Origin of the sequence: Stenotrophomonas nitritireducens, assembly GCF_001700965.1 — a bacterium.
In the GTDB taxonomy this organism is placed as follows: Bacteria; Pseudomonadota; Gammaproteobacteria; order Xanthomonadales; family Xanthomonadaceae; genus Stenotrophomonas; species Stenotrophomonas nitritireducens_A.
The window spans coordinates 204,769-221,791 of record NZ_CP016756.1; the positions used below are offsets into that span (position 1 = coordinate 204,769).

Annotated in this window: 16 protein-coding genes and 1 pseudogene; 3 read left to right on the forward strand and 14 right to left on the reverse strand. The window is 64.1% G+C overall.

The features are described from left to right. Positions 1-7: 7 nt before the first annotated feature. The 9 genes from BCV67_RS00875 to ppsR all read right to left on the reverse strand — a co-directional run bounded on the left by BCV67_RS00875 (position 8) and on the right by ppsR (position 6,659). Positions 8-223 carry a hypothetical protein gene (locus tag BCV67_RS00875; protein ID WP_062166038.1) on the reverse strand — a complete coding sequence of 72 codons (216 nt, stop codon included), beginning with the start codon at positions 221-223 and terminating at the stop codon, positions 8-10. A 122-nt stretch (positions 224-345) separates the two neighbouring features. Next, positions 346-816, reverse strand: coding sequence for a hypothetical protein (locus tag BCV67_RS00880; RefSeq protein WP_428999492.1), 471 nt, complete (start codon positions 814-816; stop codon positions 346-348). 19 nt (positions 817-835) lie between these two features. Further along, positions 836-1,210, reverse strand: coding sequence for a DUF5329 domain-containing protein (locus BCV67_RS00885; protein WP_062166040.1), 375 nt, complete (start codon positions 1,208-1,210; stop codon positions 836-838). Then, positions 1,207-2,274: a class III poly(R)-hydroxyalkanoic acid synthase subunit PhaC gene (gene phaC, locus BCV67_RS00890; protein WP_062166042.1), complete on the reverse strand. Its 1,068-nt coding sequence runs from the start codon at positions 2,272-2,274 to the stop codon at positions 1,207-1,209. The genes BCV67_RS00885 and phaC overlap by 4 nt, the downstream gene beginning before the upstream one ends. Continuing rightward, positions 2,271-3,416: a class III poly(R)-hydroxyalkanoic acid synthase subunit PhaE gene (gene phaE / locus BCV67_RS00895; protein WP_062166044.1), complete on the reverse strand. Its 1,146-nt coding sequence runs from the start codon at positions 3,414-3,416 to the stop codon at positions 2,271-2,273. Before phaE ends, phaC begins: the two co-directional genes overlap by 4 nt. A 54-nt stretch (positions 3,417-3,470) precedes the next feature. Further along, positions 3,471-4,085 (reverse strand): CDP-alcohol phosphatidyltransferase family protein, encoded by a 615-nt coding sequence (locus BCV67_RS00900; RefSeq protein ID WP_057628346.1) that lies wholly within the window; start codon positions 4,083-4,085, stop codon positions 3,471-3,473. A gap of 197 nt (positions 4,086-4,282) precedes the next feature. After that, positions 4,283-4,771 carry an NUDIX hydrolase gene (locus BCV67_RS00905; RefSeq protein ID WP_062166045.1) on the reverse strand — a complete coding sequence of 163 codons (489 nt, stop codon included), beginning with the start codon at positions 4,769-4,771 and terminating at the stop codon, positions 4,283-4,285. Between the two features lie 54 nt (positions 4,772-4,825). Continuing rightward, on the reverse strand, positions 4,826-5,332 hold the full coding sequence (locus BCV67_RS00910; RefSeq protein ID WP_062166047.1) for a DUF1249 domain-containing protein: 507 nt from the start codon (positions 5,330-5,332) through the stop codon (positions 4,826-4,828). Positions 5,333-5,837: 505 nt separating this feature from the next. Further along, the gene (ppsR, locus tag BCV67_RS00915; RefSeq protein ID WP_062166049.1) at positions 5,838-6,659 is read right to left on the reverse strand and encodes a posphoenolpyruvate synthetase regulatory kinase/phosphorylase PpsR; all 822 of its coding nucleotides are present in this window, start codon (positions 6,657-6,659) and stop codon (positions 5,838-5,840) included. Between the two features lie 197 nt (positions 6,660-6,856). Between ppsR and ppsA the strand changes: the two genes are divergently transcribed. Then, positions 6,857-9,232: a phosphoenolpyruvate synthase gene (ppsA, locus tag BCV67_RS00920; protein ID WP_062166051.1), complete on the forward strand. Its 2,376-nt coding sequence runs from the start codon at positions 6,857-6,859 to the stop codon at positions 9,230-9,232. A gap of 443 nt (positions 9,233-9,675) precedes the next feature. Here the strand turns inward: ppsA and BCV67_RS00925 are convergent, their stop codons facing one another. The 4 genes and pseudogenes from BCV67_RS00925 to BCV67_RS00940 form a co-directional block, all read right to left on the reverse strand. Further along, positions 9,676-11,946, reverse strand: a complete 2,271-nt coding sequence (locus BCV67_RS00925; protein WP_062166053.1) for a thiamine pyrophosphate-dependent enzyme — start codon at positions 11,944-11,946, stop codon at positions 9,676-9,678. Between the two features lie 59 nt (positions 11,947-12,005). Then, positions 12,006-12,629, reverse strand: a complete 624-nt coding sequence (locus BCV67_RS00930) for a glutathione S-transferase family protein (RefSeq protein ID WP_428999493.1) — start codon at positions 12,627-12,629, stop codon at positions 12,006-12,008. A 96-nt stretch (positions 12,630-12,725) separates the two neighbouring features. Then, positions 12,726-13,262 (reverse strand): annotated as a pseudogene (locus BCV67_RS00935) (GNAT family N-acetyltransferase). A 466-nt stretch (positions 13,263-13,728) separates the two neighbouring features. Continuing rightward, positions 13,729-14,562, reverse strand: coding sequence for a glycine zipper 2TM domain-containing protein (locus BCV67_RS00940; protein ID WP_062166055.1), 834 nt, complete (start codon positions 14,560-14,562; stop codon positions 13,729-13,731). A gap of 177 nt (positions 14,563-14,739) precedes the next feature. On the opposite strand from BCV67_RS00940, the gene BCV67_RS00945 reads away from it, so the two are divergent. Together BCV67_RS00945 and BCV67_RS00950 are read left to right on the forward strand one after the other, a co-directional pair. Further along, on the forward strand, positions 14,740-14,961 hold the full coding sequence (locus BCV67_RS00945; RefSeq protein ID WP_062166057.1) for a DUF6116 family protein: 222 nt from the start codon (positions 14,740-14,742) through the stop codon (positions 14,959-14,961). A 3-nt stretch (positions 14,962-14,964) separates the two neighbouring features. After that, positions 14,965-15,729, forward strand: a complete 765-nt coding sequence (locus BCV67_RS00950; protein WP_062166059.1) for a TatD family hydrolase — start codon at positions 14,965-14,967, stop codon at positions 15,727-15,729. Positions 15,730-16,119: 390 nt separating this feature from the next. Here the strand turns inward: BCV67_RS00950 and BCV67_RS00955 are convergent, their stop codons facing one another. After that, entirely contained in the window at positions 16,120-16,911 is a 792-nt protein-coding gene (locus tag BCV67_RS00955) for a tRNA threonylcarbamoyladenosine dehydratase (RefSeq protein WP_062166061.1), read from the reverse strand. Positions 16,912-17,023 lie beyond the last annotated feature (112 nt).

A 17,023-nucleotide genomic window follows, 5' to 3' on the forward strand; every position in this document is an offset into this window, starting at 1 on the left:
TGAATACTCAGGCCAGGTGTTGGTTCAGCCGCTGGCTGGCGATATCCTCACGCAGGTCTTCCAGCACCATGACGCGCATCGGCACCCTGCCGCTCACGCTCATCATCCGCTCGACGTAAATTTCCGGGCCATGCTCGGTATCTGCGCGGGTTTTGCTGAAGCCGTAGGGCAACACACCCTTATCGCCATCCTTGCTGCCACCGATATAAAGAACAATTGCCATGGTGGGTCGTACTCCTGTTGGATCTGTAACAGGCGCAACGATACGCGGGCACACGTTACAGAGCTGTACACAAAAGGTTGGCGTTTGATGTCAGTGTTCAGCACACCGCCATCACAACCTTTTCAGTTGCGTGTAGGCCACCAACCACGGCCCTGCATCGCGTAGCGATCCGCTGCGCGCTCGAACGGATTGCGCACGCTCACACCACCGCACAACAGGTACACCGGCAGAAACAGCGGCCCCAATACGAGATATTGAAAGACATGCGCACGCTCGTGGTCCCCCAGCCGCACGCGCGGATGCTCGCAGCGCCCGGCGCGGTGTTCGTAGGTCATGCACAGGCCGTCCAGATCGTCGCCGGTATGCAGGATCACCATGCCGAACGTGATTGCGCCGCCCGGCCCCCACGGCCAGCGCCTGAATACCAGCGCGCATTCACTGCTGCTCCACTGCGCGCGCGCGCCGGCAAAGTACCCCAGTCCACCGGCAATCAATCCGATCAAGGTATTGGGCGAGGTCCACACACCGCCAACGATGCGCAGCCACAGTGGCGGCATTGCCAGCTGCATCAGCGGGCGGCCCGCAACACCCATCGGTCGCACGTGCGCTGCATCAGCCTGCCGGCGCGCGCAGGCGTCGCAGCTGCTGCAGGAACCAGGCCGAGGCGTCCTGCTCGGGCACGCCCGCACAGGCAACCCGATAGGCCTTGCCACTCATGCTGCTGCGGCTGGCGGCACGGTCGATGAACTGCTCGCTGCTGTCGACCATGTCGCGCTTGAGCAGATAGTCGTACTTGCGTTGCAGGTGGGCACGCGCAGCCGGCGCTTCATACCAGCTGCCGTTGCGCTGGAAGCGGCAACCCGAGCTTTCCAGCGCCTGCATCAAGCCGGTGATCTCGCGCTGGGTTGCGGCACCGGGTGCGGCGCTGGCCGGTACTGCAATGGCAGCCAGTGCACCCGCGAGCAACAGATTGCAGAGTTTTCTCATGCGCGTTCGCTCAACCAGTCATTGATGGCGCCGGGCACCTCGCGCTGCGCGCGGCCGGAAACATAGATGCCGATATGGCCGCCACGGAACCCCAGCTCGGTGTAGTCCGCGCTGCCCACCTGCCCCTGCATCGCGCGCGATGCAGCCGGCGGCACCAGATGATCCTGTTCGGCATAGATGTTCAGGATCGGCATGCGCAGCTGTGCCAGGTCCACCGGCTCCTCGCCAATGCGGATGCTGCCCTGCATCAGCCCATTGTGCTGATAGAACTGTTTGACGAACTGGCGGAACGCCTCGCCGGCAAGGTCGGGCGAATCGAAGATCCACTTCTCCATGCGCAGGAAATCTTCCAGCGCCTGCTTGTCGTCGAGGATGTCCATCAAGCCAACGTATTTCTGCACGTTCAAACGGAATGGCTTGAGCATCAGGTAACTGGCATTCATCAGATCGGCCGGGATGTTGCCCAGCGTATCGACGAACAGATCGACGTCCACATGTCGTGCCCACTGCGACAACATGTTGTCGGCGGTATGGAAATCCACCGGCGTGACCATCGTGATCAGGTTCTGCACCTTGTGTGGACGCAGTGCGCTGTAGCACAGCGCGAACACGCCTCCCTGGCAGATGCCAAGCAGGTTTACCGGCGCACCGTTGCGCTGCGCGCGCAGGTGATCGACCGCACCGTCGACATAGCGCAGCAGATAGTCTTCCAGGGTCAGGAAGCGCTCTGAACGGTCCGGGTAGCCCCAGTCCAGCACATACACGTCCTGACCCAAGGCCAACAGCTTCTGCACCAGCGAACGGCCATCCTGCAGGTCCACCATGTACGGCCGGTTGACCAGCGCGTAGACGATCAGCAACGGCGGTTGCCCGGCCTTGGCGTTGTCGCTGACAAAGCGGTACAGCTTGACCTTGCCATCGCTCCACACTTCCTGGCGCTCGGTGACGCCGTAATCCACGTCCTCCACGCCGGGCAGCAGCTTCAGGCCATCAACCAGCTTGCGCTGCCATTGCAGGGTTTCCTGCAGCAGATCATCGTTGCCAAACCCGAGCGGACCTTTCATTTCGCTCTCCGGCCACGCGCCGAAGCGGGTTTTGCGGCGGCCTTGTTCCTGATGACTGGCTTCTTGACGGCCGGCTTCTTGACGCCTGGCTTTCCGGTCGCGGCCGTTGTACCCGCAGGCTTGCGTGCGGCCGCCTTGGCGGCATTCTTTGCGGCAGCCTTCGCTGGCGCTGTGGCAGCAGCTGCCTCCGCGCGTTTGGCAGCGCCAGCGCGCTTTGTCGGCGCACGTTCCACAGCGCTGGCCGCTGCGGGCGCAGGCTGCTGGGCCATGGCAATCAGCCGCCGCACCTGCCGCTCCAACTCGGCAATCCGCTTGTGCGCGGCATCCATTTCAGTTCGGGTAGGCATGCCCATGGCATCGCAGGCACGCTCCAGCTCGCTCTGCGAGGCGGCGCGCAAACGCATCTGGGCGTTAGCCAACTCGCCATATATGCGCTGGAAGTCGTCGGACAGCGCCACCTTGGCATAGGCCTCTTCGGCCGCGTCGATCCACAGGTCGAACATCGCCCGCGCGCTGGTCAACTGGCTGCCCGGCACCTCATGCTCGGCCAGCTTGGCTTCGAAACGCTTGAATGCGTCGTCCAGCACCCCACGGATCGTATCCACATAGGCTTCGGCGCGCGCCTGGTATGCCTGCTGGGTTTTCAACAAGGCCTGCCAGCGCGCCTGATGCTCACGGCCCGGGCCGAATGCTGGAGCGTTCAACCAATCGCCACCGCCAAAACCACTCTGCGCGGCCTTGGCGAACTCGCGAAGCCAAGGCTGATCGTTCAATGCATTGCCGCCACGCGCTGCGCCCAGCATCCACTGCAACAGCTCATCGCCCTGCCCGGCCTGCACCGCCTCGCGCCACGCCGCAGCCACTTCCGCCGCTGTGGTGTCACGGCCGGCAAAGCGAGCGGCAACCTGCTGCATCATGCCCAGCCAATCGCCTGCCTGGTGCTGGAAACGGGCACCCAGCGCCTGGACTTCGGGCGGGGTGTCGGTGCTGACCAGGCGGGTCCACTGGGCGATGCTTTCACGCCAGGGAAAATCGGCGCCTGCCGCCGCGCCCGGGCCCTGCATGGCCTGTGACCACGCCTCCCAGTAGCCGCGCATGCTGGCTTCAAAATCCGCGTTGTCGTTGTTGCCTGCCGCCGCCATTGCTCTACTCCCCGAATACCCGGCGATGATAGCAATGCGGCCGGCCTGCCGGCGTCAGGGCTTGGGAATGCGCAGGGTCTTGCTGATCATCAGCGAGCCGGACAGCGCAAACAGCAGCACCAGCGGATGCAACTGCCACGGGCCCAGCTGCCAGCTGCCACCCCACAACGCCGGGCCAATCGCATTGAAATGGGCCGCCAGCGCCAGCACGATCACCAGCGCCAGGCTGGTGGGAATTGGCGTGCCCTCGAAGTACGGCACCTTGTCCGATTCGCCGGCGATCTCTTCGGCGGTGACGTTGTAGCGGGCCAGGCGGCTGACGCCGCAGCAGACGAAATAGCTCAATATCAGCCAGTCCCAGCCGCCCTGCATGCCACAGGCATAGGCCAGCGCGGCCGGCGCCACGCCAAAGGAGATGATGTCGGCCAGCGAATCCAGCTCGCGCCCCAGCGTGGAGGAGGACTGCCGCCAGCGCGCTACCCGCCCGTCCAGCGCGTCGAAGATGAAGGCCAGTGGAATCAGCGCCATGCCGAACATCAGAAAGCCGCGCTGGCCGTCCTGCAGGAAGCGCATTGCCGCGAACACCGCGCCGGTGCCGCAGAACGCGTTGCCGAGGGTGAACCAATCCGCAAGCTGGAACTCACGGAGCATCGAGAAATGGCGTTTCATGGGAACTCACGGTGCGTTGACCAGCACAGGGTACCGCGCGCACCTGAATCGTGGACAGTACAGGCGCCTGTCGGCCCGCACAGGCTGCGGGCTGCGCCTGCAGCAACAGGATGCGTGCGGCGCCATTCGTCGGCCGAACACCTGTGCGTCCAACGGATGCCACGGCAGGCGCATTAAGCGCCGCCCGATGGCTGGCGTTACAGCCGGGTATAGCTCCACGACTGCATCCGTCCGTCGCGGTAAGGCATCACACCATGGAACGGGCGCGGGTCCTGGTCGAACACCAGCGGCAGGAAATGCCGGTCGCCTTCCCATAGCGGCAGCGAGTCGAGCTGATCCACAGCCACCCATTCCAGCGTGCCTTCCCGGTTCACTTCCATCGGCGTGCCGGTGTAGTCGTCGATGACGAAGATGAAGGCGAACCAGTCCTCGCCGTTCTTGCCGAAGCCCGGCCAGCTGATGCTGCCGCGCAGGCGGGTGGTGCCGCACTCGATGCCGGCCTCTTCGCGGATCTCGCGATGCATGCAGGCGAGAATGTCCTCGTCGGTTTCCATCTTGCCGCCCAGCCCGTTGTACTTGCCCAGGTGCATGTCGCCGGGGCGGGTGTTGCGGTGGATCATCAAGGCCTTGCTGCCGTCGGCGGACAAGACATAGCCGAGCGTGGCCATAATCGGGGTGTACGGCATAGCGACAACCGGAACCAGAGGGGCGTGCAGTATGACCGATGCGCGGCGCGCGCCTCAGCCTGGCAACACGTCCATGCGCCGCATCGGCACCACGGTGTCGTCCACTCGCCGCAGCGTGGCTACGCTGTGGCCGCGTTCGGCCAGGTAGTCCAGCCACTTGCCGAGGAAGGTATTCATGCGCATGCGATGGCTGATCAGGGCCTCCGGTGGCGGATACATGCCCATCACGTCCTGCCAGCGCCTGCCCACATAGCAATGTGTGGTTTCGGCCTGGCGTGCGTCGCGGTACAGGCGCACATACGCCGAAGGATCGGGCTCACCGGTGACAGGGTCACACAGGTCATAGGTCAAGCGCAGCTCCACCGTGTAACGGTGGCATTCGATCACGTCCAAGCGCAGGTCCAGGCCATCGCCGATGCTGGACAGGTGGCTGCCCACATGCAGCCGGTCCGGCGCGAACAGGCGCATCAGGTGGTCATGGTTTTCCGCATACAAGCCCATCAGCCAGCTCAGCCGGCTGAGCCTGGGGATGCGATCAATGCGGGAAAGTGCGCCTGCCATTGCCTGATCGTACACGCCGGGGCGTGTCGGGCGCAGCAACGACGATCAGCAGCGCCCGGTTGTGGTGCCGAGCCATGCTCGGCAGGGGCTCTACCAATGACCCAAAAAAATGGTGTAGGAGCGGCGTAAGCCGCGAAGCCTGCGTCAATCAAGCCGCCGGACCAGCTGCAATTCCAGAGAACCATCAGCTTCGCGGCTTATGCCGCTTCCACACCGCAAATCCAAGGCCAATCTGGGTTTACCTGTAGAGCCTCTGCCGAGCATGGCTCGGCACTACCGATGACCTAAAGACCCGAAGACGTTGTGGGAGCGGCATAAGCCGCGACGCCTGCATCAATCAAGCCGCTGGACCAGCTGCAATTTCAGAGAACCATCAGCTTCGCGGCTTATGCCGCGCCCACAAGGCAAATCCGAGGTCAATCTGGGTTTACCGGTAACGCCTTCGCCGAGCATGGCTCGGCACTACCGGTGATCCAAGGACCTGAAGAAGTGCAGTGACCCTGGCTCAGAACATCTCGCGCTGCAGGCTCAAGGTGCTCAGCACCTTGCTTGAGATCTCCTCGATCGAGGTATGCGTGGTGCTCAGCGTTGGAATGCGCTCCATGCGGAACATGGTTTCAGCCGCAGTGACTTCACGCTTGCAGGTCTCGAAGCTGGCGTAGCGCGAATTCGGGCGGCGCTCCTGGCGGATCTGCTGCAGGCGTTCCGGGTCGATGGTCAGGCCGAACAACTTGTTGCGATACGGGCGCAGACGCGCCGGCAGGCGGTCCTGTTCCAGATCCTCCTCGGTCAACGGGTAGTTGGCCGCGCGGATGCCGTAATGCAGCGCCAGATAAATGCAGGTCGGGGTCTTGCCGGCGCGCGACACTGCCACCAGCACCACATCGGCCTCGTCGTAGTTCACGGCGATGCCGTCGTCGTGGCTCAGCGCGAAATTCATCGCATTGATGCGCCGGTGATAGGTATCGAAGTCGACCATGCCGTGCGCCTGGCCCACCTTGGAGTGCCGGGCGGAGCTGAGTTCCTGCTCCAATGGCCCGATGAATGGGGCAAAGACATCCAGCACCAGCGCCCCGCTCTCCTCCAGGATCAGCCCCAGGCTGGAATCCACGCAGGAGCTGACCACGATGGGGCGCACCTGATAGCGCTCGCCAGCAGCCCGGATGCGCGCCGCCGCCTCGTGCGCCTTGTCCCTATCGTCCACGAACGACATGCGATCGGTAACGAAACTGAAGCCATTGAACTGGGTCAACAAGCTGTGGCCCACGGTCTCGGCGGTAATGCCGGTGCCATCGGAAACATAGAAAACCGGCCGGATTGCCGTCATGAGAACTCCCTTCGGAATGTGATCCTGACCACGGGTCAAGCGTGATGGCCTAGCCTGTCCCGGAAAAGACAAGCACAAGACAAAGTATTGTCACAAGCTTGTGCGGCTTCGGTGTGCACTGCATCATATTGGCTTCTTCCTACGGACGTGGCCATCCCAAGCCCGCCACGGGCGATGGCCTCAACGGAGCATCGCGCTTGAACGAGAATATCCTGTGGTTGCATGAGCTGCGCTTGGCTGATCTGGCCCGCGTAGGTGGCAAAAACTCCTCGCTCGGGGAGATGATCGGCAATCTTGCCGGTCTAGGGGTGTCCGTCCCCGGTGGTTATGCAACCACCTCCGAGGCGTTCAAGGACTTTATTGCCCATAACGACCTGTCCAAGCGCATTTTCGACAAGCTGGCCACGCTGGACGTGGAAGATGTCGCCGCCCTGACCGTTGCCGGCAAGGAAATCCGCAACTGGGTCATCGATGCCCCGCTGCAGCCGCAGCTGGACCAGGACATCCGCGCCGCTTACGAAAAGCTGAGCGCAGAGAACGGTGGCGGCGATATCGCCGTGGCCGTGCGCTCCTCGGCCACCGCCGAAGATCTGCCGGATGCCTCGTTCGCCGGCCAGCAGGAAACCTTCCTCAATGTCACCGGTGCCGACGACGTCGTGCACAAGGTCAAGGAAGTGTTTGCCTCGCTGTACAACGACCGCGCCATCGCCTACCGCGTGCACCACGGCTTCAAGCATGAAGACGTGTTCCTGTCCGCCGGCGTGCAGCTGATGGTGCGTTCGGGCGTTGGTTCCTCCGGCGTGCTGTTCACCCTGGACACCGAGTCCGGCTTCCGCGACGTGGTGTTTGTCACCTCCTCGGTCGGTCTGGGCGAAATGGTGGTACAGGGCGCGGTGAATCCTGACGAGTTCTACGTCTACAAGCCGAGCCTGCATGCCGGCAAGCCGGCCATCCTGCGCCGTTCGCTGGGCTCCAAGGCCATCCGCATGGTCTATTCGGACGTCCCGGGCGAGCGCGTCAAGATCGAAGACACGCCGGTCGATATCCGCAACACCTTCTCGATCAGCGATGAGGACGTGCAGGAACTGTCCAAGCAGGCGCTGGTCATCGAAAAGCATTACGGCCGCCCGATGGATATCGAGTGGGCCAAGGACGGCGTCAGCGGCAAGCTGTTCATCGTCCAGGCGCGCCCGGAAACCGTGAAGTCCCGCGCCAAGGCCACCCAGATCGAGCGTTATGCGCTGCAGGAAAAGGGTGAAGTCATCGCCGAAGGGCGCGCCGTTGGCGCCAAGATCGGCGCCGGCGTGGCCCGCGTGGTCAAGTCGCTGGACGACATGGCCCGCGTGCAGCCGGGCGACGTGCTGATCGCCGACATGACCGACCCCGATTGGGAGCCGGTGATGAAGCGCGCTTCGGCCATCGTCACCAACCGTGGCGGCCGCACCTGCCATGCCGCGATCATCGCGCGTGAGTTGGGCGTACCGGCCGTGGTCGGCTCGGGCAACGCGACCCAGCTGATCCAGGACGGCCAGGAAGTGACCGTCAGCTGCGCCGAAGGCGACACCGGCTTCATCTATGCCGGCAAGCTGGCCTTCGACCGTACCACCACCGATCTTGGCAACATGCCGCCGGCACCGCTGAAGATCATGATGAACGTGGCCAACCCGGAACGTGCCTTCGACTTCGGCCAGCTGCCGAACGCCGGCATCGGCCTGGCCCGCCTGGAAATGATCATTGCCAGCCACATCGGCATCCACCCGAACGCGCTGCTGGAATACGACCGCCAGGACGCTGCCACCAAAAAGAAGATCGACGAGAAAATCGCCGGCTACAAGGATCCGGTGAGCTTCTATGTGGACCGTCTTGCCGAAGGCATCGCCACCCTGACCGCCTCGGTCGCACCGAACCCGGTGATCGTGCGCCTGTCGGACTTCAAGTCCAACGAGTACGCCAACCTGATCGGCGGCAGCAACTACGAGCCGCACGAAGAGAACCCGATGATCGGCTTCCGCGGCGCCAGCCGTTACGTCGACCCGAGCTTCTCCAAGGCCTTCGCACTGGAATGCCAGGCCGTGTTGCGCGTGCGCAACGAAATGGGCCTGGAGAACCTGTGGGTGATGATCCCGTTCGTTCGCACCCTGGAAGAAGGCCGCAAGGTCGTCGAGGTGCTGGCTGCCAACGGCCTGAAGCAGGGCGAAAACGGCCTGAAGATCATCATGATGTGCGAGGTTCCGTCCAACGCACTGCTGGCCGATGAGTTCCTGGAAATCTTCGACGGCTTCTCGATCGGCTCCAACGACCTGACCCAGCTGACCCTGGGCCTGGACCGCGATTCCTCGATCGTCGCGCACCTGTTCGACGAGCGGAACCCGGCAGTCAAGAAGCTGCTGTCGATGGCGATCAAGAGCGCCCGCGCCAAGGGCAAGTACGTCGGTATCTGCGGCCAGGGCCCGTCCGATCACCCGGATCTGGCCGAATGGCTGATGCAGGAAGGGATCGAGTCGGTGTCGCTGAACCCGGACACCGTGGTCGACACCTGGCTGCGCCTGGCCAAGCTGAAAGCCAATAGCTGATCCAGCTGTTGATGCATGAAAACAAAACCCCGCCAAGGCGGGGTTTTGTTTGTCTGTGGCCCTGAAGCGATGTTGCCTGCCTTTGTGGGAGCGGCGTCAGCCGCGAAGCTGGCGGAGCCGAAAGGCCCCAAAAGCCAACCCCTCCCCGACCCTCCCCTTGGCTGCGCCAAAGGGAGGGGGCTGAGCTGTAGGAGCGGCGTAAGCCGCGAAGCCGACACTGCCGGAAGGGCCCTAAAAGCCAACCCCTCCCCAACCCTCCCCTTGGCTGCGCCAAAGGGAGGGGGCTGAGTTGTAGGAGCGGCGTAAGCCGCGAAGTCACAGCTCAGTCAGGTCGCGGGCATAGCGGGGATTTCAGCAATATCTGCTTCGCGGCTGACGCCGCTCCTACAAACAAGCGGCGCTCCTACAAACAAGCGCCACTCCCACAAACAGCGGCAGGCCGCTCACGCCAGCTCCACTGCCGCAGCCACCACATCAGCATCACCCGGCAGCACCAGCAGCGCTGCACCGGCCAGCGGCGTGTAAGTATCCACACCGGTTACCCGGCGCAGCGGCACCTGCGCATGCCCAGCCTCGACCAGCGCGGTGATCACGCCCTCGCCCACGCCGGCGCTGTGGCGACCTTCGTCGAGCACGATGATGCGCTTGGCGCCCTTGGCCTGTGCAGCGATATAGCTGGCATTGAGCGGCACCAGCCAGCGCAGGTCCACCACCCGCACCTTCCAGCCATGCTGCTGCTCGATGGTCTTGGCCGCGCGCAGCGCCATCGGCACGCCATTGCCGTAACTGATGATCAGCAGGTCGTCATTGCCCTCGCCGTAGACCCGGCCTTCGCCCAGTACCAGCGCCTGATCCGGCGCCGGATACGGGAACAGCCACTGGCCATCACCGGGCGCGTAGAGATCCTTGGTCATGTACAGAGCGATCGGCTCAAGGAACACGCTGACCCGTCCATCCACCTTGGCCAAAGCGGCAAGCGTGCGCAGCATCGCCGCAGCGTCATCGCCACGCGACGGGCAGCCGACCACCAGCCCGGGAATATCGCGGATGGCGGTGATCGAGTTGTCATTGTGGAAGTGCCCGCCAAAGCCCTTCTGGTATCCCAGCCCGGCGATGCGGATCAGCATCGGGTTGCGGTACTGGTCGTTGGAGAAGAACTGCAGCGAGCAGGCTTCGCCGCGCACTTGGTCAATGGCGTTGTGCAGGTAAGCCAGGTACTGGATTTCGGGCAACGGCAACATGCCCATGTTGGCGAAGCCCTGGGCCATGCCCAGGATCATGGTTTCATCGAGCAGGGTATTGAACACCCGGCGCGGACCGAAGGCCTTCTGCAGGCCCTTGGTCACCGTGTACACGCCGCCCTTCTGCGCCACGTCCTCGCCGAACAACAAGGTCTCCGGGTACTTGGCGAACAGATCATGCAATGCCTGGTTGATCTGCACCGCCAGATGCCTGGCCGGCTGATTCTCGGGCAGGCCAGCCTCGCTGCCGAATACCTGCAGACGGCGCTCGGCGTAATCCGCACGGGTCGCCTCGGCCTGCACCTTGTCCGGCGTATACGGCGCCAGCGGTGCGATGACATCCTGCAATTCAGTCAATCGCGGGCGCCGGTCTGCATCCTCGGCGGCGGCGAAGCAGCGCTGGCGGGTGTGCTCGTACAAGGCCAGCACCTCGGCGGTGTCCATCAGGCCCGACTCGATCGCGATCTGCGCCGAGCGCAGCAGCGGATCACCCGCTTCAACCGCGCACAGCTCCTCCAGTGCCCGCCACTCGATCTCGAAATCGGTACCGGCATGGCCCATCAGGCGCGTGGTGCGCAGGTGCAGGAAGGTCGGTCGGCGCGTGCGGCGGCAATGCTCCACCGCCTTCTGCACGTCGGCATAGCCCGTGGCCAGATCCAGACCGTCGGCCTGGAAGTAGTCCAGCCCCGGCCGCTGCCGGAAGCTTTCACCTATCCAGCCCGCAGGCGTTTTGACCGAAATACCGATGCCATTGTCCTCGCAGACGAACAGCACCGGCGCCGGCAGCTTCTGGAAGCTGCTCCAGGCCGCGGCGTTGAAGGCGGTCTGCGCGGTGGCGTGGTTGGCCGAGGCATCGCCGAAGGAACAGATGGTGATGCTGTCATCGGGAATCGGCAGGCCCTGCCCCAACCGCTTGCCGGCCTCGATGGCCATTGCCGTGCCCAGCGCCTTGGGCAGGTGCGAGGCGATGGTCGAGGTCTGCGGCAGCACCCACAACGGCTTGCTGCCCCATACCTTATGGCGGCCGCCGCTGGCCGGATCATCCTTGCTGGCCGCGAACGACAGCGCCGAATCCATCACCGGGTCCATGCCCGGCAACTTGCGGAAACGCTCGGCCATGAAACCGCCCGAACGGTAGTGCAGGAAGGCCGGATCGGTGTGCCGCGCAGCCCGCGCCACCATCGCGTTGCCCTCGTGGCCGGAGGAGCCAATCGTGTAGAAGACCTTGTTCTGTACGCGCAGCACGCGCGCCATCAAATCCAGATGACGGCTGACCAGCTGTGACTCGAACAGTTCACGGAAGCCCTGCGCATCCAGTGCACTACCGGGCAGGACGGGTGCCGCCGGCTGCGGTCCCTGGTCCGGGCCCGGCGCCAGCGCGCTCACGAATTCGATGAAATTGGTGTCGCAGATCTCGGCGCGGTTCAGGCCCTTCATACGGGCCGGGATGGGATTCGGTACACGAGCAAACATGCAGACAGGCTCCACAGCAAACAAGTGATGGGACGGAATCAGGCGTCAAGCAAGGGTGGTCACGCGGCGAGTATCGGCAGGAAGCCGGGCTGGGCCTGCACCGCCTGCAGCCAACGCTGAATGGCCGGATACGGTGACAGACCGATGCCGCCGTCTTCGGCGACAACCGTATAGGCAAACAAGGCGATATCGGCCACACCGTAATCAGGGCCGGTGAACCACGGCGCGCCCTGCAGGTGACGTTCCATCACCGCCAGCGCGGCGTGGCCGCGTTCGCGCAGCCGTGGCAGCTCATCGCGGCGCGCCGAATCAGCAGGCGTCCAGATGCTGATGAAGCGGGCGACGGCAATATAGGGCTCGTGGCTGTATTGCTCGAAGAACATCCAGGACAGCGCCTGCGCCCGCTGCCAGCCATCGGCCGGCAGGAATGGTGTGCCTTCGGCAAGCCAGAACAGGATGGCATTGGATTCGGTCAGCACCCGGCCATCGGCACGCTGCACCGCCGGCACCTTGCCGTTGGGATTGAGCGCGAGAAATTCCGGGGTGCGGGTCTGGCCCTGCGCACTGTTCACCTCGATCCAGTCGTAGCGCGTGCCCAACTGCTCCAGCAGCAACCTGACTTTATGGCAGTTGCCCGACGAGGACATGCCATACATCCGCAACCCGTTACCCGTGACACTCACCGATACGCTCCCCGCTGCCGACTGGCAGGCGACAGCGTCCATCTGAACGGATCACGGGGGCTTCGGTAAAGCTGCGACCGCAGCAAAACCCTGCCGTCAGCGGCGCGCGTTCCACGCCTGTCGCGATTGCCCCCAGACATCCACGGCGATATCGGCCGGCGCCGGCAACCGCGCCTAGCGCAGCAGGCTCGAACCCAGCTTGCGCGCCACCGCCACCGAGTTGGTATTGGCCGGCTCGATGGTGTGGATCACCTCCTGCCAACCCAGCGTATCGAAGGCCCAGTCAATGCTCGCCCGCGCCGCCTCAGGCGCATAGCCGCGGCCCCAGAATTCGGACGCGATACTCCAGCCAACTTCGGTGCCCGGCCAACCATGCGGCTGCCAGGGCCCGACCCGGCCAATCCAGCGGCCGCTGCTTTTTTCGATCACCGAGAACATCGAATAACCGAGCAGCTGCCAACTACCGGTCAGCGCCGCCAGGCTGCGCCACGCCACCGATGGCACCTGCACCCCACCCAGATGCTGCATGGTCAACGGATCGGCACAGAACGCGGCGAAGGCGTCGAAGTCCTCGGCAGCCGGCGGCCGCAGCAGCAGGCGTTCGGTTTCCAGTTGAAGATCAAAAATGCTCATCGGCACTCCAATGAAACAGGATCACGAAGACGCCGAGCTTGCGCTGAGCCGCCGAAAGGGTCAAACCCGCGACCGGCCGTAACCCGGGCGAGCGTTGCGCCTAACTGGGCCAACCTGCTGGCCCTTGTTTGTGGGAGCGGCATAAGCCGCGAAGCTGATATTGCCTGCTCCGTACCGAGTCACCTGCCGCGCTTGATGGGATGTGTGCTTCGCGGCTTACGCCGCTCCTACAAACAACAAATCCGCCGCCAGCCTTGTAGCCCGGGTAAGCGCAGCGCACCCGGGAGTTTGGCCGATCAAGGCACCTCCCAACCGGGGAGCAAGAAACGCCCGCGCGTTGCGTCTTTGACCCGCAGTCCCAAGTACAAACCCCGGGTGCGCTGCGCTTGCCCGGGCTACCTGGTAACCACACAACGCAAAAGGCCGGCTTGCGCCGGCCTTCGTTGCGATCAATCAGCCGCGTGGCTTACTGGCGGTTGTCCGCCGGGGCCATTGCTGCGGTCTGGGTCACCAGTTGGCCATTGATCACCGGCAGGCGATCGCTGGCCGGCTTGTCCTGCATGCGCACGGTCTTTTCAGCACCGTCGTACCGGTAGGTCACGTCGTAACCGATGGTCTGGTTGGCGTTGCCCAGCGATACGCGCTCACCCGGGCGGCTGTCCATGCGCATCGTGCCGGTGCTGCCATCGGGCTTGCGATAGGTGACGTTGTAGCCGGTAATGCGGCTGGACTCGGCCGTGCGCTGCTCGGTGTGGCACTGGCGCTCGGTGCGGTTGACCACACGGCCACCGACATGACGCTTGTCGACCTGGTTGCCGATCACACCGCCGGCCACGGCACCAGCGGCGGTTGCCGCCTTCTTGCCATTGCCGCCGCCGACCTGGTTGCCGAGCAGGCCACCGATCAGGGCACCGGCAACGGTGCCGCCAACATTGCCATCACGCTCGGGCAGACGTTCCTGCACCACCACGTCCTCACAGACTTCATGCGGAGTGCTGGTGGTGGAGCTTTCGCGGATCGGGTCGCTACCGGTTACGGTGCCGTAGAGGCGCTCCTTCTGCGTTACCGGCGCGACCTTGAGTACGTCGGCATACTGCAACTGCGGCTCGCCAGGGTTGTCCACCTTGCCGGTGAGCGCGGCGTCGTCCACCTGCGGACTGGTATCCAGCATGGGGCGTGCGCTCCCGGCCAGCGGCGCAGAGCTGCCGTCGCCGCGGCCCTGCATGAAGGCTGCGGTGGCAATGCCACCTACCAGCAACGCGCCGGCGGCAACCAAAACGGTCGTGGTTGTGCTCTTCATGATCTGTCTCCGTGCGGCTGGCCGCGTTTGTCTTGGGTGAATTCCAGCACGAGTTAGCTGAACAGAGGCCAGTATTTCTGTCGGCGGCCTATCGAAATCATTCAACTCGTCGCAATATTCGGCCTGCTGGTCCTGATGTTACCGGGCCGGCTGGTTCCCTCTCCATCTGGATATGCCATGTCGAGCATGATGTTGTCGCCGTTTCTGGAATGGGCCCGCAAGCTGCGCTACCCCACTCTGTTCAAGCTGACCGGTGCGCTGTTCGTCATCAGCATGCTGCTGCCCGACCCGATTCCGTTTGTCGATGAGATCCTGTTTGGCCTCAGCACCTTGCTGCTTGCCAACTGGAAGCGGCGCAAGGACCCGGCCGAGCCGCCGATCCTGCCGGGCAAGCGCTGAGCCGTGCTGCTGGTCGACAGCCATTGCCACCTGGATGCCGCGGAGTTCGACAGTGATCGCGAGGCGGTGATCAGCCGCGCAGGCGCTGCAGGCGTTGGCATGCAGATCGTACCGGCGGTGACCGCGGCCAGCTGGCCCAAATTGCGCGACGTCTGCAAGACGGCGCCAGGCCTGCATGCGGCGTACGGGCTGCACCCGATGTTCCTGCTCGAACATCACCCCGAGCACCTGCAACAACTGCGCGACTGGGTGGAGCGCGAGGCGCCCTGCGCCATCGGCGAATGCGGGCTGGACTTCTTCGTCGACAATCTCGACCCCGCCGAACAGCGCCTGTATTTCCAGGGCCAGCTTGAACTGGCCCGCGACCTGCAACTGCCTTTGATCGTGCATGCCCGGCGCGCGCTGGACGAGGTCATCCAACGGATCCGCCGGGTTGGCAAGCTCAGTGGCGTGGTGCACAGCTTCTCCGGCAGCCCCGAGCAGGCCCGGCAACTGTGGGACCTGGGCTTCATGATCGGGCTGGGTGGCCCCATCACCTACCCGCGTGCCAACCGGCTGCGCGGCCTGGTGAGCAAGATGCCGCTGGAGTTTCTGCTGTTGGAAACCGATGCCCCGGACCAGCCCGATGCCGGCATCCGTGGCCAGCGCAACGAGCCGGCGCGACTGCGACAGATTCTTGAAACCGTCGCCGAGCTGCGCAAACAACCTGCCGCCGATATAGCGGCGCAGACCACGACCAATGCGAAGCGGCTCTTCAAGCTCCAGTAGTGCCGCCCGCCATTTGTAGGAGCGGCGTCAGCCGCGAAGCTGGTAATGGCCGAGCCACCAACACGTCGATAGCAACCGCATGCCGGGATTGCACGCCCATATCTGCCCGGACCGATAACCGGCTTCGCGGCTCACGCCGCTCCTACAATCCCGCATGCTTTTATGCGCGCTTCTTCAGCAGCATCTCCAACGCCTTGCCCATCGCCACAATGCAAGGCAGCTGTTCAAGCTGCTGTAGCGCCGTTGTGGGAGCGGCGTCAGCCGCGAAGCTCGTACTGGCCGAGCCACCCACACATCCATAGCAACCGCACGCTGGGATTGCATGCTTATACCTGCCCCGGCAGATAGCCAGCTTCGCGGCTGACGCCGCTCCTACAAGCCCGCATGCTTTTATGCGCGCTTCTTCAGCAGCATCTCCAACGCCTTGCCCACCGCCACGAACGCGAATGCGCCGGTGATGTGCGTAGCGGCGCCCAGCCCGCCGCCGCAGTCCAGCTTCAATGCCTCGTCCGGACCCAGGTTTGGCCGCAGGCCGCAGACGCTGCCATCGGCCTGCGGGTACTTCACGTTTTCCAGCGAATAGATCGCCGGCACGCCGAAGTAACGCTGCGCGTTCTTCGGGAAATTGAAATCACTGCGCAGCTTCTTGCGGATCAACGCCATCATCGCGTCGTGCTCGGTACGCGACACATCACGCACCCGCACCAGGGTCGGGTCGGTGCGCCCGCCAGCAGCGCCTACGGTGATCAGCGGCAGCTTGCGGCGGCGGCACCAGGCGATGGTTTCCACCTTCACCCGGAAGCTGTCGCAGGCGTCGATCACCAGGTCGAAACCGCGGTCCAGCAACTCGGCCATGTTGGCGGTGGTCAGGAAGGATTCCACCGCCTCGACCTGCACATCCGGGTTGATCGCCCGGCAACGCTCGGCCATGGCCAGCGCCTTGTTTCGCCCGTACTGCCCGGCCATCGCCGGCAGCTGGCGGTTGGTATTGGAAACACAGATGTCATCGGCGTCGATAAGGCAGAGCTGGCCGACGGCCGAACGCACCAATGCCTCCACCACCCACGAGCCAACCCCGCCCATGCCGACCACGGCGACCTTGCAACCGCTCAGGTGGGCGATGCTACCTGCCCCGTAAAGCCGGTCGATGCCGGCAAAGCGCTCACGCAATTCTTCTTTCATCGGCGCATTTTACGCCCTGGCCCCGCTTCGCCGCGAGCCGGCGACCTCCGTGCTGGCCGGTTGTCCGGCACCATGACGCGGTCATCGCCTGCGCCCCTGCATAATGGCGCCA